The 23,215-nt window shown below is 45.7% G+C and carries 21 protein-coding genes; 9 read left to right on the forward strand and 12 right to left on the reverse strand.

Going from position 1 to position 23,215, the window contains the following annotated elements; translation table 11 throughout:
* Window positions 1-17: 17 nt before the first annotated feature.
* Both BLV62_RS10260 and BLV62_RS10265 read right to left on the reverse strand, forming a co-directional pair.
* Entirely contained in the window at window positions 18-1,667 is a 1,650-nt protein-coding gene (locus BLV62_RS10260) for a TonB-dependent receptor (protein ID WP_089761315.1), read from the reverse strand.
* Between the two features lie 43 nt (window positions 1,668-1,710).
* Window positions 1,711-4,788: a tetratricopeptide repeat protein gene (locus BLV62_RS10265; RefSeq protein WP_089761317.1), complete on the reverse strand. Its 3,078-nt coding sequence runs from the start codon at window positions 4,786-4,788 to the stop codon at window positions 1,711-1,713.
* A gap of 244 nt (window positions 4,789-5,032) precedes the next feature.
* Between BLV62_RS10265 and BLV62_RS10270 the strand changes: the two genes are divergently transcribed.
* The 5 genes from BLV62_RS10270 (at window position 5,033) to BLV62_RS10290 (ending at window position 9,820) form a co-directional block, all read left to right on the forward strand.
* Entirely contained in the window at window positions 5,033-5,440 is a 408-nt protein-coding gene (locus BLV62_RS10270) for a DoxX family protein (protein WP_089761656.1), read from the forward strand.
* A 42-nt stretch (window positions 5,441-5,482) separates the two neighbouring features.
* Window positions 5,483-5,908 carry an acyl-CoA thioesterase gene (locus tag BLV62_RS10275; protein WP_089761318.1) on the forward strand — a complete coding sequence of 142 codons (426 nt, stop codon included), beginning with the start codon at window positions 5,483-5,485 and terminating at the stop codon, window positions 5,906-5,908.
* Between the two features lie 29 nt (window positions 5,909-5,937).
* Window positions 5,938-7,185, forward strand: a complete 1,248-nt coding sequence (locus BLV62_RS10280; protein WP_225889558.1) for a CinA family nicotinamide mononucleotide deamidase-related protein — start codon at window positions 5,938-5,940, stop codon at window positions 7,183-7,185.
* A gap of 60 nt (window positions 7,186-7,245) precedes the next feature.
* Window positions 7,246-8,577 carry a dihydrolipoamide acetyltransferase family protein gene (locus tag BLV62_RS10285; protein WP_089761320.1) on the forward strand — a complete coding sequence of 444 codons (1,332 nt, stop codon included), beginning with the start codon at window positions 7,246-7,248 and terminating at the stop codon, window positions 8,575-8,577.
* A 154-nt stretch (window positions 8,578-8,731) separates the two neighbouring features.
* On the forward strand, window positions 8,732-9,820 hold the full coding sequence (locus tag BLV62_RS10290) for a pyocin knob domain-containing protein (protein ID WP_089761322.1): 1,089 nt from the start codon (window positions 8,732-8,734) through the stop codon (window positions 9,818-9,820).
* A gap of 90 nt (window positions 9,821-9,910) precedes the next feature.
* Here the strand turns inward: BLV62_RS10290 and BLV62_RS10295 are convergent, their stop codons facing one another.
* Window positions 9,911-10,228: an RNA recognition motif domain-containing protein gene (locus BLV62_RS10295; RefSeq protein WP_089761324.1), complete on the reverse strand. Its 318-nt coding sequence runs from the start codon at window positions 10,226-10,228 to the stop codon at window positions 9,911-9,913.
* Between the two features lie 248 nt (window positions 10,229-10,476).
* Between BLV62_RS10295 and BLV62_RS10300 the strand changes: the two genes are divergently transcribed.
* On the forward strand, window positions 10,477-11,196 hold the full coding sequence (locus BLV62_RS10300; protein ID WP_089761326.1) for a hypothetical protein: 720 nt from the start codon (window positions 10,477-10,479) through the stop codon (window positions 11,194-11,196).
* Here BLV62_RS10300 and BLV62_RS10305 read toward each other — a convergent pair.
* From BLV62_RS10305 to BLV62_RS10345, 9 genes are all read right to left on the reverse strand, one after another.
* A complete protein-coding gene (locus BLV62_RS10305; protein ID WP_089761328.1) occupies window positions 11,193-11,810 on the reverse strand; it encodes a DUF4230 domain-containing protein in 618 nt (205 codons plus the stop codon). The genes BLV62_RS10300 and BLV62_RS10305 overlap by 4 nt on opposite strands.
* 40 nt (window positions 11,811-11,850) lie before the next feature.
* The gene (locus tag BLV62_RS10310; RefSeq protein ID WP_089761329.1) at window positions 11,851-12,354 is read right to left on the reverse strand and encodes a cupin domain-containing protein; all 504 of its coding nucleotides are present in this window, start codon (window positions 12,352-12,354) and stop codon (window positions 11,851-11,853) included.
* A 46-nt stretch (window positions 12,355-12,400) separates the two neighbouring features.
* Window positions 12,401-12,850, reverse strand: a complete 450-nt coding sequence (locus BLV62_RS10315) for a GNAT family N-acetyltransferase (protein ID WP_089761331.1) — start codon at window positions 12,848-12,850, stop codon at window positions 12,401-12,403.
* A 39-nt stretch (window positions 12,851-12,889) separates the two neighbouring features.
* Entirely contained in the window at window positions 12,890-13,726 is an 837-nt protein-coding gene (locus BLV62_RS10320) for a DUF6597 domain-containing transcriptional factor (RefSeq protein WP_089761333.1), read from the reverse strand.
* Between the two features lie 255 nt (window positions 13,727-13,981).
* Window positions 13,982-16,837, reverse strand: a complete 2,856-nt coding sequence (locus BLV62_RS10325) for a S9 family peptidase (protein WP_168927795.1) — start codon at window positions 16,835-16,837, stop codon at window positions 13,982-13,984.
* Window positions 16,838-16,899: 62 nt separating this feature from the next.
* Entirely contained in the window at window positions 16,900-17,790 is an 891-nt protein-coding gene (locus tag BLV62_RS10330; RefSeq protein WP_089761335.1) for a DMT family transporter, read from the reverse strand.
* A 194-nt stretch (window positions 17,791-17,984) separates the two neighbouring features.
* Window positions 17,985-18,725: a polyprenol monophosphomannose synthase gene (locus BLV62_RS10335; RefSeq protein ID WP_089761337.1), complete on the reverse strand. Its 741-nt coding sequence runs from the start codon at window positions 18,723-18,725 to the stop codon at window positions 17,985-17,987.
* A gap of 71 nt (window positions 18,726-18,796) precedes the next feature.
* Window positions 18,797-19,570: a 3'-5' exonuclease gene (locus tag BLV62_RS10340; protein ID WP_089761339.1), complete on the reverse strand. Its 774-nt coding sequence runs from the start codon at window positions 19,568-19,570 to the stop codon at window positions 18,797-18,799.
* Window positions 19,571-19,577: 7 nt separating this feature from the next.
* On the reverse strand, window positions 19,578-20,978 hold the full coding sequence (locus tag BLV62_RS10345) for a UDP-N-acetylmuramate--L-alanine ligase (protein WP_225889559.1): 1,401 nt from the start codon (window positions 20,976-20,978) through the stop codon (window positions 19,578-19,580).
* A gap of 339 nt (window positions 20,979-21,317) precedes the next feature.
* Here BLV62_RS10345 and ytxJ point away from each other — a divergent pair, with 339 nt between their 5' ends.
* The 3 genes from ytxJ (at window position 21,318) to aroQ (ending at window position 22,881) form a co-directional block, all read left to right on the forward strand.
* Window positions 21,318-21,650, forward strand: coding sequence for a bacillithiol system redox-active protein YtxJ (gene ytxJ / locus BLV62_RS10350; RefSeq protein WP_089761340.1), 333 nt, complete (start codon window positions 21,318-21,320; stop codon window positions 21,648-21,650).
* 194 nt (window positions 21,651-21,844) lie between these two features.
* Complete coding sequence (locus BLV62_RS10355) at window positions 21,845-22,423, forward strand: UbiX family flavin prenyltransferase (RefSeq protein ID WP_089761342.1); 579 nt, start codon at window positions 21,845-21,847, stop codon at window positions 22,421-22,423.
* 32 nt (window positions 22,424-22,455) lie between these two features.
* Window positions 22,456-22,881 (forward strand): type II 3-dehydroquinate dehydratase, encoded by a 426-nt coding sequence (gene aroQ, locus BLV62_RS10360; protein ID WP_089761344.1) that lies wholly within the window; start codon window positions 22,456-22,458, stop codon window positions 22,879-22,881.
* Window positions 22,882-23,215: the final 334 nt, after the last annotated feature.

Raw genomic sequence — 23,215 nt, forward strand, 5'->3', positions numbered from 1 at the left:
CCTGTTGGGTTACAAAGTTAAAACTTAATCATCACACCACCCACAATATTAAATCCATAAGTTGGATAGAGATAATAACGTTGGTAATGGGAGTTGAAGATATTGTTTGCATTCACCCACAATCCAAAGTTTTTGCCTATGTCATAGGAAGCGCCGGCATTCAGATCCCAGGCGCTGCTCGTTTTATCAAAATCTTTGTTAGGCAGTAAATAATATGATCCGCTCAGGGCGAAAAGATCCGCCTTCAGATGGAATTTCCTGCCGATAGTATACTGCGCAAACAGGTCGCCCTGGAACGGAGCCAGGTGCCATGGTTTCACTTCCTTCTCCTGCTTGTTATAATTATACCAGTCGAAACTCACGCGTACCTGGAATTTCTCTTCTTCTATATAACCGATTTCCGCATGCAGCTGGAACGCTCTCAGCATTGTTTCGTTAACAGTGATAAACCTTTTGGAATCCAGCGTATCGTTGATGAACAGGGGCTGATCGTACCAGGTAACGGCTGCAAATTTGGTGTTGTAGTTGAAATGACTGCCAAGCGTACCTTTGATACCGGTATATTTTTCTTCTACCCTCGTATTCAGCATATCGTCTGCCAGTCCTGCCAGGAAGGGATTTTTATTCGCCAGGTTCCTATAGGAATTTTTCTCGAAATAGGAGATCCATCCGCTGCTTAAGATCAGTTTCTTTTTGATCAGGTGCGACTCGTTCACGATGTCGGGCAGCAATTTGAACTGGCCGTTAGACCAGGTTGGGTTTACTCCTGCATGCAACACAAAACCCGGTTTTATGATGTCAACAGCCGGATGGATGGCTACAATGTTGTTGTTGATAGCCTTGCCATTGTCGACCTTATAGGTAGAAAGATCGAACACGCCTTCTGCTCCTACATAAATATCTTCAAATACCTGTTTGCGGATGGGGATCTTGAACTGGAATGTATTTTCTGTGCGTTTGTAAGAATCGTTGAACAGGATGAACTTAACATCAGGTTTAAACGTAAATGCCCAGTCGTTCTGCGGGCGGTTTTCTACGCCTACTGCTGCTGTAACCTGGTTGAATGTCTGTGCCAGGTCACTGGTTTTAAAGCTGGCAGTATCGTGGTTGTATCCATAATAATGCACGGTATTCCTGTCGTATCCCAGGCTGGCATCGAATTTCAGCTTTTCTGTCAGGTAAGTTCCGGAGGCAAGGACGTTTAGGTTAGAATACTTCTTGTCTTCCAGGTCCTGGTCTTTGGAGCCGGTATAGTTCACATACAGGCCATAGTTGTAGTTTTCGTGCCTGCCGCTTCCGAATCCTGCCTGTACATAAGGTGTTTGCAGGTTTCCGTAACCCAGTTTCACAAAGTTGTTCTGCAGGTTGCCGAGCGAATCCCTTCCCAGCGCCAGTGGCTTTAACGGCGTGGCCTGGTACATGAAATTCAGGTTCAGGGCAGGTATCTGGTATTTTAACACGGGTCTGCTGGTATCAACAGACGGTAAAGATGCTGTCAGGTTCAATTTATAGGCATCGCGCAGTTTAGGCTGGTTGGTGGAAATGATATCGATCGTTTCCTGTTTCAGTGTTTCCTGTGCGTTGGCCTTGCTTCCCGGCAACAGGCTGGCTGCAGCTATAGCCGCCAGGAAGAATGTTTTTTGCTGATTTATTTTAAGAGTGTTCATGCTCAATTGCGCTTAGTTTTCAAGATTCAGAATACCTGTTCCTTTATTTCTTAGGTTTTTTACCTGCTGCCTTTTCATCTGCTTCGGCCTTTGCTAATTTGTCTTTGGCTTCCTGTTTTAATTCAGGAATAGTACAATTGGTCACTATACTTTCAAAGGTTGCTTTGGCATTGAAGAAGTCTTGCTGCCGCGCGTACACATCTCCCAGCAGGATATAGGATTTTGCAACCCAGTATTCGTAAGACGGCGTATTCTTGATCACATCAAACCCGGCTTTTTCGGCGGCATCCAGTTCATTTTGCTGCAGGTAAGAATCAGCAATATTGTAACGTGCTTCTGCACCGGTTTCTGACTTGGTCATACCAGCAACAGTTTTAAACTCGCCGATGGCTGCGGCATAGTCTTTACTGTTCTGGAAGGCTTTACCTCTATAGAAATGCGCGATGATCTGGTCGTCGGTACTGAGGTTGTTGGCAGCCAGCAACATTTCTGAATAGTTGGCTACTTCATCCCAGCGTTTTAACTGGTAAGTACTTCTGAGCAAACCTTTGGTTGCACTCAGGCTGTTTTCTTTGCTGGTTGCAAGGTCTTGCAACTGCAGGTAGTAATTTCTTGCCTTCTCATAATTTTTAACCTGGTAAAAATTGATGTTGGCAGCCTGCAATGCAGAACGTTCGGCGTAAATGCTGGCATTTTTTGACAGAACGAATTCATATGCCGGCAGCGCATTCGTATAATCTTTGTTGTTATAGGAGCATTCTGCTTTGTAGAAATAAGCCGGCAGGATAAACTGGCCGTTAGGATATTTCTGGATGTAATTGTTGAAACCTGCGATGGCGCCGTTGCAGTCATTGCTGGTAAAACGCGCTTCAGCCGCCGCATAGGTGATAGAATCTTCAGCTGATGCTGAAACGTTCCTGCCGCTTGCTTTCAGGAAAGCGAGGTAATCGTCGGTTTTGCCCTGGCTTACATAGATCGTTTTCATGCTTTGCAATGCCTCGTTGGCTTCCGGCGAACCGGGGAATTTTTCAACCACCTGGCGGTAATAAGACAGCGCTTTGCTCTCATTATCTTTATTGTAATAGCTCAACCCCAGTTTCAGCAAGGCTCTTGGAGCATTGGAACCGTTAGGTTGCTTTTGCAGTACCTTTTCAAGGAACGGAATGGCTTCTGTATATTTTTCCTGGGAAAGATAAGTATTAGCGATCTCGATATCTGTTTCGTTGCCGAAGTTGGAAGTCGGATATTGATTACCCAGTTGTTTCAGCAACGCTAACTTCTCTCCCTGTTTTCCCTGCAGGCCCAATATCACCGCTTTCTGGTAGGTAGCATAGTCGGAACCCGGCTCATTATTGCTGATGACACGATCGTAGAGGGCCAGCGCCTTAGGGAATTGCCTCAGCATATAGTAACAGTCTGCAGATCTTAGTGCTGCATCTGTAGCGATTTTTGCGGCATTGGGGCCGCTGGTGCGCTGGGCGGTTTCAAAATGAGGCAGGGCCTCGCTGTACTTGTCCTGCTTTAACAGGCTGTATCCCAGGTTATAGCTGGCAGTTTGCTGGTTGGCCTCGCCGGAAGCCGGAGCGCCGCCATTCAGGTAGGCGTTCAGGTTAGTGATGGCCTGGTCTGTTTTGTTCTGGCGTAATGCAATTTCCGCTTTCCAGAAATGAGCCAGCGTTTTGATCTGTTGATCGTAAGGATTATTGATCGCGATATCCAGCAGCCTGTCTGCTTCTGCCAGTTGCTGATCATTGATCAGTTGTGTGGCGCGGCCATAGGCAACTTTCTGGTAGGCTTTCAACACCGCCGGACTTTTATCGTCGATGGATTCGATGGTTGCCAGCCCGTCTTTATAGTTGTTGCTGTTCAGGAACAGGTTCACTAATATTTCCCTGGCTTCGGTATGATAAGGCGAATTAGGGTAGAGCTTTACAAACTGTGTCAGCTCAGTGAGCGCAGCATCCGGGTAGCCAAGTTCGTAAGAGAGCTTGCCGTAGTTAAACCTGGAAATTTCCTGTTGCTGTGCATTTGAGCTGTTGTTGGAGCAAAAAGCAAAGGCGTTGCGGGCGTTGGCTTTCTGGCCGGTTTTCAGGTAACAGTCGCCCAGCAGGTACATAGAATTCTGACCCAGCGAGTCTTTGGAGCTGCTCAGTTGTTTGAACCCGTTGATCGCTTTTGAGTAATTCTTTGTCTGGTAATAAGCGTAAGACAGCTGGTAGATGTCTTCCTTCCTCACTTCTTCTGCATTATCCTGGAAGTCCTGCAACAGGGGCAGGGCTCTGGTATAATCTTTTTTCTCGAAATACGCTTTACCAAGCAATTGTTTCAGTTCTGCTTCGTAATACTGTCCGCCTTCCCTGATCAGCGGTTCGGTGTAGGAGATCAGCTGGTCTGTTTTTCCCTGGAAGTAATATATCTCGGCGATATAGTAAGGAACTACTTTGCTGTATTTAGGTTCGCTGACCACTTTCTGGAAGCTGTTCAGCGCATCTGCATACTGGTGGTTGTAATAGGCGATGAAGCCATAGTAGTAGTTAGCGGGGATGTTATACTTGCCGGGGATGTCTTTGATGGAAGAAAACAGTGGCAGCGCTTTCTGGAACTCTTTCATATTGAAATAGCAGTAGGCCAGTTCGAATTTGGCTTCTGCAATTTCGGAGTTGGAGAGGTTCTCAATATTGGCTTTTTCGTAAAGCGGGATAGCCTCTTTGAGTTTATTCTGGCGGAAGTAGTATTTAGCGAGTTGATAGCTCACCAGTTCTTCCCTTGCTTTATTATTGGCTGTTTTAAGGAATGTCAGCGCTTCCTGCTCGGCATCTCCCTGTTGCAGCTTCAATGCGCAGATGGTGTAATAATAGTATGCATCTGTTTTAACAAGATCGCGGTTCGATTCGTGCCAGTAATCGATCTTTTCGATGGTTTGTTTGAAAAGTTGCATGGCCACTGCATACTTTTCCTGTTGGAAATGTTGCTGGGCGTCTTTAAATACTTTTTCCGGATCTGTATATACGCGTGTTTGCTGTGCCTGGGCAGCGGGGATAGTTGCCAGTCCCGCACCAGCAAATACCAGTACAGAAAAATACAGTTGACCTGGAACAATAACTTTTCTTATGAATTGCATGCTATAGCTGTTATTTCTTGAATATTCGTTTTAAACGGATCTTTGGCATAAATATTTCCTCGGATCACAAAACATCTTGCCCTCGTTTGTCGATTTGCGGAAACTCCGGTGTCAAATATATATGTTATCCTCCTTCTTTTCCAGACCTGTTTCTAACAATGTGGATAACTCCAACGGTCAGGCATATGCTATTCCTTTATCTTGCGAAAAAAAAGCCCTTAAAGCACAAAAAACCTTGTCTAATATGAGAAAACTCTTTTCCACCGGGTATTCAAATGGCGCTGTAAGTTTTTCCATGTTGATTGTTCGTATAGTCTTCGGCGGACTGATATTTTTACACGGATGGCCAAAGCTGATCAATTTTTCTGCCAAAATGCATTCTTTTTCAGATCCATTGGGCGTAGGATCTAAAATTTCTTTAGGTTTGACAGTATTTGCGGAGGTTTTTTGCGCTGTTTTCATTGTTTTGGGAATGCTGACGCGTCTTGCCAGCATCCCGCTGATAATTTGTATGAGCGTAATTACCTTTGTTATTCACGGCACTAAACCGCTGGACGAAAGAGAGTTGCCTATCATGTTCCTGGCAGCATTTGTAACAATTCTTTTCGTAGGTCCGGGCAAGTTTTCTATAGATGGCGCCGTGGGCAAGTAAAATTTTCTTGTTAACGTTTGGAGTTTAAACAACCGCACAACAATGTTCATTAGTACTACAACCATCCGGGTCAGGTATGGAGAAACAGACCAGATGGGATATCTTTATTACGGAAACTATGGGTTGTATTTTGAAGTGGGAAGGGCAGAAGCGATCCGTGAGCTGGGTTTTTCCTATAAAGAACTGGAAGAACAGGGTGTGATCATGCCGGTGGCAGAATTGAATATAAAATATTTACGCCCCGCCTATTACGATGATCTTATTACGGTGAAAACCATATTGAAAGAGCTTCCAAAGAGTTCCAAAATACAGTTTCACAGTGAGTTATATAACGAAAAAGGGGAGTTGCTGAATGTAGGCGTAACTACCCTGGTGTTTATTGATGTCAAAACAAAACAGAAGGCAGGGTTGCCGGAAGAATTAAAAAAGAGATTGCAACCTTTTTTCAGGGAAGATGCGGCATCATGATTGTTTGATAACTGCAAAAAACTACGCCAGTGGAAAAGATATTAACCAGCATTATCACGATAGGGGATGAATTGCTGATAGGTCAGACTATCGATACCAATTCTGCCTGGATGGCCCAGCGACTGAATGATATGGGGATCTGGGTACACAGGAGATTAGCGATCGGCGACAAAAGGGAAGATATCCTGTCGGCCCTGGAAAAGGAATCGTCCGTTTCCCAGATCGTGCTGATCACCGGCGGCCTGGGCCCCACAGCCGATGATATTACCAAGCCTACCTTATGCGAATACTTCAATACCCGTTTGGTAAGGAACGAGGAAGCGCTGAATAACGTGCTGCATATTTTTGAGAGCCGCGGTTTGCCGATGCTCGACAGGAATATTGAGCAAAGCATGGTACCGGAATCTGCTACTATTATCCAGAATAAATGGGGCACAGCTCCCGCTATGTGGTTCGAGAAGGATGGAGTGATCTATGTGTCGATGCCCGGCGTACCATATGAAATGCAGGGTATCATGAGCAGTTATGTATTGCCCAGGCTTGAAACGCATTTCAAAACTCCCGCTGTGATACACCAGACCATCGTTACTTCAGGGATGGGGGAATCGTTTGTGGCAGAACGCCTTGTTGGCTTCGAAGCTGCATTGCCGGCTCATTTCAGCCTGGCATACCTGCCGAGCTATAGTTTGCTGAAGCTGAGATTATCGGCATTCGGAGCAGAAAAGCTGGAAGTGGCGGCTGAGATGAGTGCCTTGTTCCATGATTTGAAGAACCTGGTCGCGGATATCATGGTAACAGACCAGGATATCCCTATTGCCCAGGTAGTTGGACAGCTGTTGCTGGAAAAAGGTAAAACCGCAGGTACCGCCGAAAGCTGTACTGGCGGTCTTATCAGCAGCCAGATCACAGCTATTCCCGGCAGCTCCGCTTATTATAAAGGCAGCGTGGTTGCCTATGCCAACGAGACGAAAATAAAACTCCTTGGAGTGAATCCCGCTACCATACAGGCTTACGGGGCGGTGAGCGAAGAAACGGCTATCGAAATGGTGAAAGGAGCGCTCAATACATTGCAAACAGATTACGCGGTTGCCGTTACAGGGATCATGGGGCCGGATGGCGGATCTGCCGAAAAGCCGGTAGGAACCGTGTGGATAGCAGTGGCCAACGCTGATACCATTGTTACAAAAAAGCACCAGCTCCGCTACGACCGCGAGCGGAATACTAATATGGCTGCGGTTTACGCGTTGAATGAGCTGAGAAAGCTCATCCTTCAGTAGGAATTGGGAAATTCCCTTATTTTTGCCCAGCACTAAAGCATAAATGCTAAATTCAATCTTATGGCAATTGTAGAATTGGTAATGCCCAAAATGGGGGAGAGCATCATGGAAGCAACCATCCTGCGCTGGCATAAAAAGGCGGGAGACCACGTAAAAGTGGATGAAACCGTTCTTGAAATTGCTACCGACAAGGTGGATAGCGAAGTCCCTTCGAATGCGGAAGGAGAGATCACCGAAGTGCTCTTCAACGAGAATGACGTTGTACCTGTAGGTACCGTTATTGCCCGTATCCGTACCAATGCAGAAGAAGGAGCGTCCACGGCTCCGTCACAACCAGCGGCTCCCGCTGTTTCCACACCAGAACAAACTAACGCGCCAGCTCCGGCATCTGCACCCGCAGCGGAGCAACACCATGCCGCTGCTGCCGCAGGCAGCGGACCAAAATTCTATTCTCCGCTTGTTCTTACCATCGCACAGCAGGAAGGCGTCAGCTTTGCCGATCTTGAAAAGATACCAGGCAGCGGAAACGACGGCCGGGTAACTAAAAAAGATATCCTGCAATATGTTGCGGATCGCAAGGAAGGTAAGATCATCCCGGATGTAACACCCGCAAGGGAAGCTGCACCGGCGCCTGCTGTTCAGCCGGTCGTAACAACCACCGTTTCCAGCCCTACTTACAGCGGCAACGTGGAAATCGTGGAAATGGACCGCATGCGCAAACTGATCGCCAATCACATGGTGATGAGCAAACAGACAAGTCCGCATGTGACCAGCTTTGCTGAAGCAGATGTCACCAACATGGTGAAATGGAGGGAACGGGTAAAAGGCGAATTCGAAAAAAGGGAAGGTGAAAAACTGACATTCACCCCGCTCTTTATCGAAGCTATTGTCAAATGCATCAAACGTTTCCCGCTGATCAACTGCTCACTGGACGGAGATAAGATCATTATCAAGAAAGATATCAATATAGGCATGGCTACCGCTTTACCAAGCGGCAACCTGATAGTGCCGGTTATTAAAAACGCGGATGTACTGAACCTGGTAGGAATCACCAAACAGGTGAATCACCTGGCTAATGCAGCCCGTCAGAATAAGCTTAAACCGGAAGATACGCAGAGCGGCACCTTTACCTTAACCAACGTAGGTACCTTCGGCAGCCTGATGGGAACGCCTATCATTAACCAGCCACAGGTAGCTATCCTCGCAGTAGGCGCAATCAAGAAACGCCCTGTTGTAATAGAAACGCCGGACGGCGATACAATTGGTATCCGCCATATGATGTACCTCTCTATGTCGTACGATCACCGGATCGTTGATGGATCATTAGGAGCTACCTTCCTGACAGCAGTAGCCCAGGAACTGGAAAACTTTGATCCGAAAAAATCATTCTAGCATATTGTTGCCCATAGAGGCGCAAAGCTTTTATTAAGAAGAACGGAGATAATGTATTTACATGATCTCCGTTTTTTTATTATTCTTACACTGCTTTAAAAATTTGTCACCTATACAACCTCATTGTTTTTAATTCGGTTAATCCATTTTAGATATGAAAAAACATGTATTCCTATTTGTACTGGCATTTATGATTGCCGGTATTTCCTATGCCCAGGACCTGCAAACAGTAACCAACAACGGCAACTCCACAACAAACAACCTGGAAGTCGACCCCGGAGCAGATTTTTTCAGGTACCTGGCGATCAAACGGTTGGTTGACGCCAGTGGCAAGAAAAGCCAGGTTGCGATAGCCAATAATAAGTCAGTAGGGCAGATCACGTGGTATCCTGACTTGTCGGCCACTCCTTCTTATGCGCTCAATATCGGCGCAAACCAGTTGGTTTACATGAATAATGGTACTACAGAAACCATTTGGCGAAGCGGCAATATGGGACCCAATTCCGGGCTGAATGCCGATATGCTCGATGGGTTGCATGCAGCCAGCATGTTCCGGTATGCCAATACGCTGTTTGGCGATGTGCATACATATAACTATACCGCACCGGGAGTGTATTTCAACGGGCAGTTCAGGCCGGCCAACGGCGTACCGAATAATAACTACGCAGCCTATTTTTACCTGGGTCCTTTAACCACGGATCGTACTTACGAAGGAATTATTGCTATGGGTACAAACAGCGGCAGCCTGTATACCAAACGTAAAGTAGCCAACAACTGGGAAACCGAATGGCGTACCATCTGGGACTCCGGCAACTTTAACCCCGCTGATTACCTGGCCTTAACCGGCGGAGTGTTGTCGGGCGATCTGACAGTGGGAACCACCGCGAGCCAAAAGCAGCTGAATGTTAACGGCAACATTAAAGCCAGGCGTATCAAGGTTTCACAAACAGAATGGCCTGATTATGTTTTTGATGATAGTTACAGTTTGCCTTCTCTTCCTTCTGTTGAAAAATTTATCAGGGAGAATAAACATCTGCCGGGAATACCTTCAGCAGATTCGGTTTTAACTCATGGCCTGGATATTGGCGAGCAACAGGCAGGACTGTTGAAGAAAGTAGAGGAGCTGACCTTGTATATCATTGAGCAGAAGAAAGAAATTGACCGGGAGAGGAGCAGAAATGAGATGCTGGAGAAACGGTTGAAGGCAGTAGAACAGCTGCTTGCAGAGCCTTCAGGAAAGTAAAATAATGGCAAAAGAAAAAAGGTTGCCTCAACATAACATTGAGACAACCTTTTCTTGTAGTTCCTTGGTGCCGAATAATGGGGTCAAAAATTAATAACGACGGTCGCGGGAACCATATCCTCCGCCGCCACGGTTACCACCGCCCCCTTTGAAATTATTATTCGGTTGTTTAGGTCTAGCTTCGTTAACCGTTAATTGCTTGCCTTCGATCTCGCTGCCGTTCAAACTATCCATAGCCTTAGCTCCTTCTTCTTGATTAGGCATTTCCACAAAGCCAAAACCGCGTGAACGGCCAGTTTCGTGGTCTTTAATAACCTTTGCGGAGGTAACCACTCCAAAATCGCTGAAAATCTGATGCAGATCTTCATCGTTCAACCTATAATGAAGGTTGGCTACGTAAATGTTCATGATAACTGAAATTAAAAAAATGAAAAATAATATACTGAAGTTATGAAATTAACTTCATAAAAAAGTGGGGTCTCAAATATTTTTGGTTTTATTCTCCGTTTTGGTCAAAATATCTGGCAAAGTTCTCTGTTTCAGGCACTTTTAATAAGCAATCATTAACAAAAGATAACAGTTCATTTTTCCGGAACGCTGATTCAAATCCCAATTTTTTCGTAAATTAAAGTAGTGATCCATTAAATTATTTTGCCATGGGAGTATTAAGTGAGACCTGGTTTGCAGATGGCTACATAGATTTTGAACTGAAGAAATACACACTGCTGGCCTATCTGCAAGACATCAACCGGTATTTTAACCAAAGCAAGCTGTACCCTCAGCTTTCGGACATTATCTTTCATTACAACAACCTGATTGCATTCAGGGACAACAAACAATTTCTTCAACAACAGTTCCCGAAAAAGTTGACCGCCGTCAATATCCAGAAACTGGAACTGCTATACGAACAAATGATAGCAGATGACGAGCTGATGGCGGAACTGGAAGATATTATCCAATACTCTATCCAGGAAATGAATAATACCATTAAAGATGGTACTTCATTGTACGAAATGGTAGCCGCACAGCTGACCATCTATCCTGTTGGCCTGGTTCCGCTGGAAAGTAAGGAAGGCTATCTGCTGCTTTGCGACGGCAGCTACAGGCAGATTTTAGTGTATTCGTATCGCTTAACGATCTTCGAGCGGCACGACGAGAAGTACAGGGGAATTCACACGGCTTACCTGTCGTCCTATAAAAAGGACCTGGTATATACCATCAATCATGTCAAATCCTTATTGATAAAAGAAAAGAAGGAACTGCCGAACCCGGCTGTCTATTGCGTGGAAACGCCACTGGTAATGCCGGTTGATGAAACGCTGTTGCCTATTGCCAAAAGAAGCCTGGTTAAGTATATAGCGGAAGAAGCGGCTTAATCCAGGACAGGAGCTTTACTTTCTCCTACATACCTGATCTCCAGCGTATGATCCTTCAGGAAAGGGGCGTAATACTGTTCCATAACCTTGCGTATCCTGTCTTTGGACTGTTGAATATAGGTGGGATTGTTTTCCAGTTGCTGCCTGCTGGTACGGTACAGCGACTTTTGCACATCTGTATATGTTTCATCGTCCTGGAACAGGAACCACCCTTTCCTGTTGGAAGTCTCCATTTTGTCTATCTTCAATTCATAACTTAACAACCTGGGCGCAGGCAGTTCTATAACGATCTTTTTGTCATTCACAGACACTTTAAAATGCTGATCATCTATATTCACTCCATACTTTGCCTGGTATGGAATAGTGATCCACACCGTATTTTCAAGGAATGTTTTTTTAAGATTATCTGTCCAGTTGCCGCTATTTTCAATATTGCTCCTTTTAATACTTGCATTACCCTGAACATCCAGTGAAGCCAGTTCTGCAATCTCTTTCACGATAAGGCTGTTGGATATCACTTCCTGGCTTACAATTCTAGTACCGGAGCGTTTGCCCAGCCAGAAGATCAACAGGCCTATGCCCAACAGGAGAACGATATAGATAATCTTTTTCATATACTAAATGTACAAAAAGCTTTTCGTATAGCTGCCGACGTTAGTTGGTCAGGCTTTCTATCAGCGCTGCATGATCGGGGTATGCAGCCTGCAAAGATGCTTTTTCTGCCAGCTCAAAATCGGCAAAATCAAATCCCGGGGCCACTGTACAGCCAACAAGCGCAAAGCCGCCGGGAACTTCCACCCTGGAAGCAAACCAATTACCGGCCCTGATCACTACCTGCAACGCTTCCCCATTTACCACATCCCTTCCCAGCCGGTGTACCTTTAATTCGCCACCCGGTTCAATTTCATAAATCGTGAGGGTCTGCCCGTCATAAAAATGCCAGATCTCATCTGCCGCTATCCGGTGGAAAGCTGAGAATTCTCCGTATTCCAGCAGGAAATAGATACAGGTAGATGCATTTCGGTTACCAGCCATGCCGGCAGGAAGTGTCGACATATCCAGCATCCAATCAGACCTGTAAGTTTCACGGAAGGCGCCTCCTTCCACATGGGGAGTTAATTTCAATTGTTCACGCCAGAAGGCAGCATTAGATTGCATATGGGGAATTTATATCTATAAAATAACAAAAAAAGCTGAACATTCATTACTGCTTCGTATACACATCCGGGTTATGAATGTGCATGAACTTATCCGGGTTCTTTATCAGTTCGAAACCGAATTTTTCATACAATCCATGCGCATCTGATGTAACCAGTAAAATACGCCTTAAACCCTGCAGATCTGGATGGGAAATAATTGTTTGCATTAACCATTTCGACAATCCACGCCCCCTGTGTTCCGGGAGGATGAATACATCAGCGAGGTAGGCAAAAACCGCTTTATCTGTGATCGTACGGGCAAACCCTATTTGTTTGTCCTGGTATAATACTCCGAAGCATAGCGAATTCGCTATCATTTTCTTCACGGTTTCCATAGGAATATTCTGCGCCCAATACGAATCGTACGCCAGGTAATGGTGTATCACTTCCAGATCAAATTTCGACTGATCTGTAGTAATACTATATTCACCGTTATAAACTGTTTCCGTTTGCATTACTGTTTGTTTACCCGGGTAAAGTAATGCAAAAATATTTTAACTGGCAACCGCTACCTGCTGGTGTTCGGCCGGCATTTGTGCAATAGTGGCTGTAGATGGAGTAAAATAAGAAGGTGTTTGATGATTGAACTGTAAATAATCTTCGATGAACATCGCCTGGTTATAATAGGCCGTAGCCGCTACCGGCAATTGCCATTCGGGCAGGTTCAGCTGCCGCAAAGCCCTTAACGCAGTTTTATACCGGATCATCCGGGCGTATAATAAAGGAGGGAGGCCAATAACCGCCGTGAATATACGTTCCAGCGTGGGTTTCGATAACTGGTATCTTTCCGACAACTCTTGCAGGCTTACATTTCCCTGCCTGATCAACATATAGTCTGCCATATCATCGGCCGTTCTCATGCTGCAGCATTGAGATTCCATGGTAGTGATACATGCCTTGTCAAGGATCGTTTCCACTTCCTTCATATCCTTCATCTCCCTTAACGCATTGGCAGTCTCCGTCCATAACCCGCTGTTCAGGGTATCCAGGTTCCTGTAATAGTTGGTAAAACTATCGGCCTGCAAACCTAATAAACGGAAGCATCCGTATGGGTTCAACTGTACCACAGCCACTTTGACCGGTCCTTCTACCTGGAACTGGCAGGCGCAGGTCAGATGCCCCAGTATGGCATTTCCCGTTAACGTAAAAGCTTTATGCGTGGCCGGTTTCACTTCGCCTTTCCCCTCTAGCATCAGGATTAGATATTGATCGCCCAGCGCAAACAGGTTTTGAGGGATCTGGATAGTACCGCGGGTATTATCTTCCCAATAGTAGTACTGTTTTACAAATGGTCTGAGCGCATCTGCAGGATGGTAAATATGGAAGTTCATAGGTAATAAATTGGCATTATAGGATCACATATTGTAAATATATGTTAAATATATCATATCTCCAAACCGGGGGTGTTTCACGCAAAGAAGCTAAGGAGCAAAGAAGCATAAGAGATTTTTTGACCGAAGCGAATTTTAAGAAAGCAAAGGAGTTGAAAATTATGTTATATAACACAATCTTCAACTCCTTTGCTTTCTTATTTTCCTTAAAATAATATCTTATGCTTCTTTGCTCCTTAGCTTCTTTGCGTGAAACTACTTCACGAGGTCCCAGCCCCAGTTGATGCCTTTCTCGGTGGCCGGCACGCCGGTTACCATCCACTGTGGTGCTGGTTCTCCTTTCAGGAGGTGATCGAAGAATTGTTGTTCCCTGCGTTGAATATCTTTCCTGTTCTGGCGCAGCATCAGGTTATGGGCTTCGTTATTATAGTTTAACATCCATACCTGCTTGCCCAGCCTGCGCAAACCTGTAAACAGTTCAATTCCCTGGTACCATGGTACTGCGCCATCAGCATCGTTAGCCATGATGGCCAGCGGGGTGGTTACTTTTGGCAGGTTGAACAACGGCGAGTTTTCTATATATAGCTCAGGTTTATCCCAAAGCGTAGCGCCAATGCGGCTTTGAGAATGCTCATACTGGAACTGGCGGTTCATACCGCTTTCCCACCTGATGCCGCCGTAGGCGCTGGTCATATTCGCCACAGGCGCTCCTGCCCATGCAGCCGCAAACAGGTTGGTTTGGGTAACCAGGTATGCTACCTGGTATCCTCCCCAGCTCTGGCCTTGTATTCCCATATGCCGGCCATCTACCCACTGGCGTTTTGCCAGGTCTTCTGCTGCACTCACAATGTAGTCGTAAGCGCTTTTGCCGGGATAGCCGTTCTCGTAAGTAATGTCGGGCGCAAACACCAGGTAACCGCGACTTACGAAGAAAGAAATGTTCAGGCGCGATGGGGTAGGCGCAGGCGCCTGGTAGTTATATAAACCGTCTGTTAATTTCTCATAGAAATAGAAAATGACAGGATATTTTTTGGTGCTGTCAAAATCTTCCGGTTTGTACAGGATGCCTTCCGCCGCTTTACCGGTAAAGGTTTTCCATTTATACAATTCGGCTGTTCCCCAGTTGTAATCTTTTTGCTGCGGATTGGTATGACTTAACTGTGTGGCCTGAACGAAGTCGCCCGTTGTGCTGTAAACATCCGGTGAGATCTCGTACCTGCCTTTGTTGAAGATATATACCTGCCCGAGTTTTGCTTTCTGCAGATCGGCAAACGACCATGGGCCTAGTACCAGCTGCTTCAGGGTTCCTTTCTTACCATCTTTCCTTGGTGCGGCATACTGGTAGAAACCATTGTACTTGGTAGGTTCCTGGTAGGCGCTGAGGATTATATTGCCGCTATAGGGCAGGTACCTGTGTTCTTTGTCAAGTTGCACATACCTGAAAGTGATCTTTTCTTTTCTTCCGGTTCCGTCAGTGTAATTCACGGGAGCAGTTTTGCCATCAGGATCTACAGCCCAGATATCATACCGGTCGTAAAGGAAGATCTTATCGTCGTTCTGCAACCAGGCCGCAATGCCGTAGGCTTCAGGAACATCCGGGTGATCATCTTCTTCATCATACATCTTGTACGGTATCTTTTCGCTGATATTCAGGGTAGCGCCGGTAGTGTTGTTATAGGTGAAGTAATGTTTGTTATCCAGGTCGTACCACACAATGTATTTGCCGAAAGGAGAAAGAGAAAAATAGCCATTCAGTTTCTCTTTGATCTTTTTACGGGAGCCATCATTTACATTGATCAGGTAAGCTGTTTTCAGTGTACGGCCTGTCCACTGCAAAGCGATCCTTTCACCTTTATCGGAATAACCCAGGGCGTAAGGACTGTCTTCATTGGTTGTGATCACGTTTTCAGCGTCCTGGTCGCCCAGCTGTATCACTTTGTTTGCAGGAATATGATAAACGGCTGCATAGCTTCTCTTTAACTCGCGGTCTGCATTTTTAAGCTGCATCGGTTGCAGGTAATCGTCCTGGTAGTTCCAGATATCCACTTTCGCTACTTCAAATTCAACAATGTTGGTATCCTTGACCGGCAGAATAGGAGAGGTGCCAAAGAAAAGGCGTTTGCCGTTGTTGCTGAAATTAAGGCTGCTGTTGGGATTGATGGTCCAACGGGCGGGTATGCCGTTGGTGTTCCTGTCGGCCACTACTTTTGCGCTATCGAATTTTGAATCGAAGTAGTAAAGTTTATAGAATTGCTGCAGCGCCTTTGCAGAATCGCTGGTGGCAACGAATGCAGCCTGTTCCCCGTTTTTAGCCAATGCAAGTTGTTTATAGTCGCTCATCCCGGTGCTGAGGATATCGGCAGTATTTTTTGCCACATTCCAGCGCAGGACGCTTGTTTTGGAAAGACTATCTTTTTTATTGGCGATTGTTTCTACCAGCAGGTATTGTCCTTCTTTATTGAAAACATATTCGCTGGCATTTCTGATCGTATCCTGGCGGCCGGAAATAAGCTGCCTGATGATCAGCATACCGCTTTCGGCGGAAGCGCCGCCGGCTTTATCGTCGTCATCTCTGTCGCTGTCTGTAGCCGCCGGTTTATGTGTTTTGTTTTTGGCAGAATCATTTGCCGGGATCTCCTGCAGCCAGGCAACCACCGGGATGTTGCCCACAGCATTTTCAGGAATTTTAAAAGACTTTACTGATGCAAATTTCAGCGGGGCAGTGTTTTGCCCTAATGCCACGATAGCCAGGGAATCTTTAGGCATTTCCGCAGCTTTCTTCTTTTTGATCTTTGCTTGCCTGACATCCCTGAACAGTGGTTTAACACTGCAGACAAGGTAGCGGGAGTCGGCGGAAATGTAAGGACTGTTTCCCCGGGGGATAGTCAACGCCTGACCGGTTTTAAGATCATGGATAACCAGGTCGGCATCTCCTTCCTGTGGTGTAATAACGTAAGCCGCAAACTGGCCGTTTGGGCTGATCACTTTGGTACCGATACTTTGCCAGCCGTCGTAAACGCTGTGGTCCAATGGTTTTTTTGCAGGTTGTTGTTGTGCATAGGAAAGCAGGCTTGTTCCTATCAATGCCGCCCCTAACAGTACTTTTCTCATAATACTGCAAAATAAGGAAATTGACATTTCCCGGGTACCAATTTTACAGCAATGGAAAAAGATCAGTGCCCGGCGCCCGCCTGGAGACCATGCCCCCTCGACACCCTGAACATCTGCAGGCAAACCGATAGTATAATGCAGCCCAGACCCGCATAGAAGGCGCCATTCAGCATTTTGCTTTCATCAAACAGGATGAATGCCAGTATGATGCTGTAAACCGGCTCCAGGTTAAAGCACAGGTTAACAGTAAAAGGCGATATCTTTTTCAGGGCGCTCATACTGAGAAGGTACATCAGTATGGTACAGAACCAGGAAAGTATGAAGAGGTAAATGATATCCCTGGCGCCCGGCGTCAGCGAAGCCACAGGGAAATACCAGATATACAGCGGCATCAGCACAGTCAGCACCACGAAGCCGGTAGAAAGTTCGTAAAAAGTGATAGTATAGGTATCGAACCGCTTTATCAGGCGTTTATTAAAAACGGTGAACAAAGCGGCAAACATTGATGAAATGATCCCCAGTATGATCCCTGTTCGGTATTGGCTGTCGAAATGAAAGATCAGCAAAATGCCGAACAGTGTAAGCAGGCTAAGAAGCATCTCCGCCACATCAAATCTCCGCCGGTTGATCAGCGGGTCGAAGATCGCGGTAAAAAGACTGGTAAGTGAAAAGCATATCACCCCAATGGAAACATTGGCATACTTGATACTGCCATAAAAGAACAGCCAGTGCAGCGCTACTACAACGCCGGTACTGCCAATCGGCAAAATATCTTTCCACGGAAGTTTTTTGAAACTACCCTGCACCCGGAACAGGATAAATAAACTAATGGAAGTGATCAACAAACGATACCAAACCAGCAAGCCCTCGTTCAGCGTAATCAATTTGCCAAGTATACCCGTAAATCCAGCCAGGAACACAGATAGATGAAGCTGGAGAAATGCTTTTCTCATTGAACCAATTTTGGGTTTCACGCAAAGAAGCAAAGTAAGCAAAGAAGCATAAGAAGTTTTTGACCAGAGCGGATTTTAAGAAGGCAAAGGAGTTGAAGATTGTGTTATAACATAATCTTCAACTCCTTTGCTTTCTTATTTTCCTTAAAACAATATCTTATGCCTCTTTGCTTACTTTGCTTCTTTGCGTGAAACTAATTCGTAACCCGTCTTTTATAATTTCTGAAAAGGCTTTGCCATTGTATCTTCAGCACTCCTAAAATGCCTTCTTTTACAATGCCTTTACTCATTTTCGAATATCCTTCTTTCCGGTCCTTAAACGTAATAGGCACTTCCTTGATGCGGAACCCAAGTTTCCAGGCAGTGAATTTCATTTCGATCTGGAAAGCATAGCCAACAAACTGGATCTGGTCCAGGTTAATGGCTTCCAGTACCCGGTTGCTGTAACAAACGAAACCGGCTGTTGGATCTTTAACCGGCATCCATGTGATCATACCTACATAGATCGAGGCGCCGTAAGATAATACGGCCCTGTCCCACGGCCAGTTTTCAGTTTTACCGCCTTTTACATACCTGGAACCTACCGCTACATCCGCTCCTTCATTAGCGCAGGCATGATACAGCCGGGTAAGATCTTTAGGGTTATGTGAGAAATCGGCATCCATTTCGAAAATATACCGGTAACCGCGTGCCAGCGCCCATTTGAACCCATGAATATACGCTGTTCCCAAACCTTGTTTTCCTGACCTTTCTTCCAGGAAAAGTTCCCCAGGATGCTGTTGCTGCAATTCCTTAACAATATTACCTGTACCGTCCGGAGAGCCGTCATCTACTATAAGTATATGAAAGTTCTCTTTCAGTGAAAGTACAGCATCAATGATGTTCCGGATATTATCCTTCTCATTGTAGGTGGGAATGATGACAAGCTTTTCCAATTAGGAGATGATATTTTTGGACTGCGAAAATAATTCAATTCCGCTGCAAGATAGGATGTTCCGGTTAAACATTACATTTTTTTTAACATCATATTATGGAAAATTTCAGTCAACTTTTGCTTGGTATTAAGCGGGAAGTCGGCTTTCATCATCCAATCATAATACTGAGGTTCTGCTTTCAATACCTCTCTGACCGGGCGTCCTTTATACTTGCCGAAGTTAAATACTTCCTGTCCTCCCTGCATGACAAGGCGGCGGGCAAAATCTATATAATCTTCTTCTTTGGTGAACGTAGCAAGTGAGTCAATATCCTCCTGCAAGTGCTCGTAGCGGGCCAGCTGGGCTTCCAGTATCTCGTAGGTGGCCATGGCGTCGGCTTCTGCACTGTGTGCATTTTCCAGCTGTTTGTCGCAGTAGAACTTATAGGCGGCAGCGAGCGTGCGTTTTTCCATGAGGTGGAAAATGCGCTGTACGTCAACGAACTTACGTTTGCTGACGTCAAAATTCACATCTGCCCGCAGGAATTCTTCTACCAGCAAAGGAATATCAAACCTGTTGGAGTTGTAACCTGCCAGGTCGCAGTTGTCCATGAACTGTTTCAGTTCATGCGCTACCTGCTTGAATAAAGGAGCATCTTTTACGTCCTCATCCCTGATGCCATGAATAGCTGAAGAACCGGCTGGAATAGGCATTCCCGGGTTAATGCGCCGCACTTTCGACTGGGTGGTTTTGTCTGGGAAGACTTTAATAATTGCAATTTCTATAATACGATCCGTCGCCACGTTTGTGCCGGTAGTTTCCAGGTCGATCACGGCCAGAGGCCTTTTGAGGAGCAAAGAAGGCATTTATAATCTATTTAGTTGTGTGCTGATTGTTTAATGGTAATAATGCTGCCAGTTTAGGAAAATCCAATCCATCGTATGTGCCGGAGCTCATGAGCAATAGGTTGGTATCCTGGTATGATTGTCCCTGCAGGAAATTTTCAAGTTTTTCCCTGCTGTTAAAGATATGCAGATCATTCCGTCCGAAACGCTGTGCTATCAGTTCGGGCGAAAGGTCAGGCATACGTTTTATTTCCAGGGCGTGTTTGCTGTAATAAACAGCGGCAATAGTTGCCGGGTCCAGCGCGCTGTAATACTGATCCAAAAAATCGGCATTCAGGCTGCTGTAGGTATGCAGTTCCAGTACTGCAATGAGCTTTCTGCCGGGAAATTGCTGCTGGGTAGCTTCCATGGTTGCTTTCACTTTGGAAGGCGCATGGGCAAAATCCCTGTAGATAGCGCAATGATCGTTGGCTGCAACCAGTTCCAGTCGTTTGGCTGCGCCTTTGAAGCTGGAAATAGCCGACAGGAAATCTGCATCGCTGATGCCCAGCTGGTTGCATACCAGGCGTGCGGCGTGCATATTAAGCAGGTTATGATCTCCGAAAACCTTCAGGCTGGCCGAATGGTTGCCGAATGTAACGGTAGTAACGCCGTTCTCTATATGATGTTCTGGAATAGCGTATGGGATCAGTTGTAAATGCTGTCCATTAGCCTCTACCACTTTTACCAGGGCCGGGTCGTTGTTATTATAGATCAGCACCGCGCCTGCCTGCATATCGCGGATAAAGATGGCAAACTGCGTTTCATATATTTCGTAAGTTGGAAATACGTTGATATGATCCCAGGCTATGCCGGTAAGCACGGCGATCTGCGGGTGAAGAAAATGGAATTTCGGCCTTTTTTCTATTACAGAGGCCGGGTATTCGTCGGCTTCACAAACAATAATGGGAGCGTTGGTAATGTTCACTGATTGTGCAAAACCTTCCAGCTTGGCGCCTACCAGGTAGTCAAAATCCCGTTTATTCTGTTGTAAAACGTGCATGATCATGGCAGTGGTAGTGGTTTTACCGTGGCTTCCGCCTATTGCTACCCTTGTTTTTTCGCGGCTTTCCTGGTAAATATATTCAGGGAACGAATAGATCTTAAGCCCCAGTTCCCTCGCTTTGATGAGTTCGGGATTGTCTTCCCGGGCATGCATTCCCAGGATGATAGCGTCTGTATCTGCGGTGATCTTTCCTGCATCCCATCCCATAGCGGCGGGCAAAATACCTGCCTGGCGGAGATTTGACAAAGCCGGCTCGAAGATCTCATCGTCGCTGCCTGTTACCAGGTATCCTTTGTTCTTTAATGCAATGGCCAATTGGTGCATTACGCTGCCGCCAATAGCAATAAAATGTACTTTTGTCATATAGCCACCGATGCGTTTCATGAACAGAATGACTTACAGATTTAATAATTTCGTAAATTCATAAATCTGTTAATCTGAAATTACATTGTTGTTTTTTTTAATGTAATTTCTATATTTGCAAAATAACATCACAAAAGACGATTAAAAAAGTTGTCGTATCATAATTTCTGCTGAAAATTCGTTTTAGTTATCAAATTATTTAAAACAACCGGTATGCAATCTTATATCAGAATCTTGGGCTACTTAGGTATGATCTGTATCTTTGCAGCTTTATTAACGTCTTGCGCCAGCCATCAGAAATTGGGTTGTCCGATGAGAGGAATGGCGAAGACGACGGTCGAACATCACAAAACATGTTAAATGAATTGGAAAACGTTAACCAGTGAGGAGCAATTGTCGGAGATCAATTCAGCATCCGCTGAAGCGCCGGTAGTAATTTTTAAACACAGCACCCGCTGTTCTATCAGTTCTATGGCGAAAGGGAGGTTAGACAGGGCGACTGCGCCCGCAGGGTTAACGTTTTATTACCTTGATCTCATTGCTTACAGGTCTGTATCCAATAAGATCGAAGAAATGTACCGGGTGCCTCATGAATCGCCGCAGGTACTTGTTATCCGGAACGGAGAATGCATTTACAACGAGAGCCATACAGGTATCGTCATGGATGAAATAGTGGCGCACGCGGGATTTTAAGTCCTGCGGGTCTGCCTGTTCCGCTACCAGGGCATAAAGTTTAAAAGACCTTGTGCGGGATTTTAAGTCCTTCCCCTTTTGCTGCCATCAGCCCCAGGGCTGGTTATCTTCTTCTCTCTTTTATAGTTACTATAGTTTTCTGAACCAAAACGCTCAGAATAGGCTAGCTTTGCCAGTGAACAATAGCATAGCCAATGAACCATCGTATAGTAGTGGCAGTAACCGGGGCAAGCGGCTCCATCTATGCCCGTCAATTGCTACAGAAGCTGCATGCAGCTGCTGACCAGTTGGAGGAAGTAGCTGTTGTAATGACAGAAAATGCCAAAACAGTCTGGGAAACAGAATTACAGGACCAGGGATATAAGGATCTGCCTTTCCGCTTTTATAAGCAACAGGATTTCATGGCGCCTTTTGCATCAGGATCCGGGAGGTTCAATACCATGATCATATGCCCGTGTTCGATGGGAACGCTGGGCAGGATCGCCACCGGCATCTCCAACGACCTGATCACCCGCGCCGCAGATGTAGTATTAAAAGAACGCCGCAAACTGATCTGCGTGGTAAGGGAAACGCCCTATCATCTTATCCACATTAAAAACATGGAAGCCGTTACGGCCGCAGGAGGGATCATTTGTCCTGCCACTCCGTCTTTCTACAGCCTCCCTAAAAACCTCGAAGAAATGGCTGCAACAGTGGTAGACCGCATCATAGACCTGGCAGGTATTGAACAAAAAACCTACAGGTGGGGGAGTGAAAACAAGAACGAGGATTAGTAACTTAGTGCCTTATTCAACCACAGACAGTCATGCAAATCGCTATTATCAACGGCCCAAACCTTAACTTGCTGGGCAAGCGCGAAACAGGTATATACGGAAGTGAATCGTTCGAAAATTATTTTAAACAACTGGAAGCACAGTTCCCTGATATACAATTTTCCTATTACCAGAACAATGTAGAAGGAGAACTGGTGAATTACCTGCATGAAGTAGGTTTTTCCTATGATGGCATCCTGCTGAACGCCGGCGCCTATACACATACCTCCGTGGCCATCCGTGATGCCATCGCCGGTATTAAAACACCCGTACTGGAAATCCATATCAGCAACGTATATGCGAGGGAAGAGTTCAGGCATACCTCCCTCATCGCGCCCAAATGCGTGGGCGGCATCTATGGCCTGGGCCTGAAAGGCTACCACCTGGGAGTAGAGTACTTCCTGCTGAACAAAGCGTAGATTTCACGCGTAGGTTTCACGCGAAGACGCAAAGGGGGCAAAGAACGCAAAGAATTTTTTTTAAGGAAAATAAGAGAGCAAAGTGAGGGAAGATTGTGTTATTTAACTATAATATATTATTCGCTATATTATTCTCTCTCTTTGCCTCTTAAAATCCGCTTCGATCCAAAATTCTTTGCGTTCTTTGCCCCCTTTGCGCCTTTGCGTGAAATCTCCGTGAAAATTTCGATTTTTAGTATTATCTTTAGGACGTTGTTCATTACCCGAGCAATTACACCGTTTAAGCGGTTCCCGCCTTTATTCTTTCCATGAAGTCCTTTATGCTTTCCATGCT

The sequence above is a fragment of the Chitinophaga terrae (ex Kim and Jung 2007) genome, assembly GCF_900107795.1.
Taxonomy (GTDB): Bacteria; Bacteroidota; Bacteroidia; order Chitinophagales; family Chitinophagaceae; genus Chitinophaga; species Chitinophaga terrae.

Excerpts from the sequence above, each read along its gene's own strand:
- BLV62_RS10345 (WP_225889559.1), bottom strand. The coding sequence starts at position 20,978 with ATGAAACGCATCGGTGGCTATATGACAAAAGTACATTTTATTGCTATT.
- BLV62_RS10290 (WP_089761322.1), top strand. The coding sequence starts at position 8,732 with ATGAAAAAACATGTATTCCTATTTGTACTGGCATTTATGATTGCCGGT.
- BLV62_RS10265 (WP_089761317.1), bottom strand. The coding sequence starts at position 4,788 with ATGCAATTCATAAGAAAAGTTATTGTTCCAGGTCAACTGTATTTTTCT.
- BLV62_RS10320 (WP_089761333.1), bottom strand. The coding sequence starts at position 13,726 with ATGAACTTCCATATTTACCATCCTGCAGATGCGCTCAGACCATTTGTA.
- aroQ (WP_089761344.1), top strand. The coding sequence starts at position 22,456 with ATGCAAATCGCTATTATCAACGGCCCAAACCTTAACTTGCTGGGCAAG.
- BLV62_RS10270 (WP_089761656.1), top strand. The coding sequence starts at position 5,033 with ATGAGAAAACTCTTTTCCACCGGGTATTCAAATGGCGCTGTAAGTTTT.
- BLV62_RS10285 (WP_089761320.1), top strand. The coding sequence starts at position 7,246 with ATGGCAATTGTAGAATTGGTAATGCCCAAAATGGGGGAGAGCATCATG.
- BLV62_RS10300 (WP_089761326.1), top strand. The coding sequence starts at position 10,477 with ATGGGAGTATTAAGTGAGACCTGGTTTGCAGATGGCTACATAGATTTT.
- BLV62_RS10275 (WP_089761318.1), top strand. The coding sequence starts at position 5,483 with ATGTTCATTAGTACTACAACCATCCGGGTCAGGTATGGAGAAACAGAC.
- BLV62_RS10315 (WP_089761331.1), bottom strand. The coding sequence starts at position 12,850 with ATGCAAACGGAAACAGTTTATAACGGTGAATATAGTATTACTACAGAT.
- BLV62_RS10295 (WP_089761324.1), bottom strand. The coding sequence starts at position 10,228 with ATGAACATTTACGTAGCCAACCTTCATTATAGGTTGAACGATGAAGAT.
- BLV62_RS10310 (WP_089761329.1), bottom strand. The coding sequence starts at position 12,354 with ATGCAATCTAATGCTGCCTTCTGGCGTGAACAATTGAAATTAACTCCC.
- BLV62_RS10260 (WP_089761315.1), bottom strand. The coding sequence starts at position 1,667 with ATGAACACTCTTAAAATAAATCAGCAAAAAACATTCTTCCTGGCGGCT.
- BLV62_RS10340 (WP_089761339.1), bottom strand. The coding sequence starts at position 19,570 with ATGCCTTCTTTGCTCCTCAAAAGGCCTCTGGCCGTGATCGACCTGGAA.
- BLV62_RS10330 (WP_089761335.1), bottom strand. The coding sequence starts at position 17,790 with ATGAGAAAAGCATTTCTCCAGCTTCATCTATCTGTGTTCCTGGCTGGA.
- BLV62_RS10325 (WP_168927795.1), bottom strand. The coding sequence starts at position 16,837 with ATGAGAAAAGTACTGTTAGGGGCGGCATTGATAGGAACAAGCCTGCTT.
- BLV62_RS10305 (WP_089761328.1), bottom strand. The coding sequence starts at position 11,810 with ATGAAAAAGATTATCTATATCGTTCTCCTGTTGGGCATAGGCCTGTTG.
- BLV62_RS10355 (WP_089761342.1), top strand. The coding sequence starts at position 21,845 with ATGAACCATCGTATAGTAGTGGCAGTAACCGGGGCAAGCGGCTCCATC.
- ytxJ (WP_089761340.1), top strand. The coding sequence starts at position 21,318 with ATGAATTGGAAAACGTTAACCAGTGAGGAGCAATTGTCGGAGATCAAT.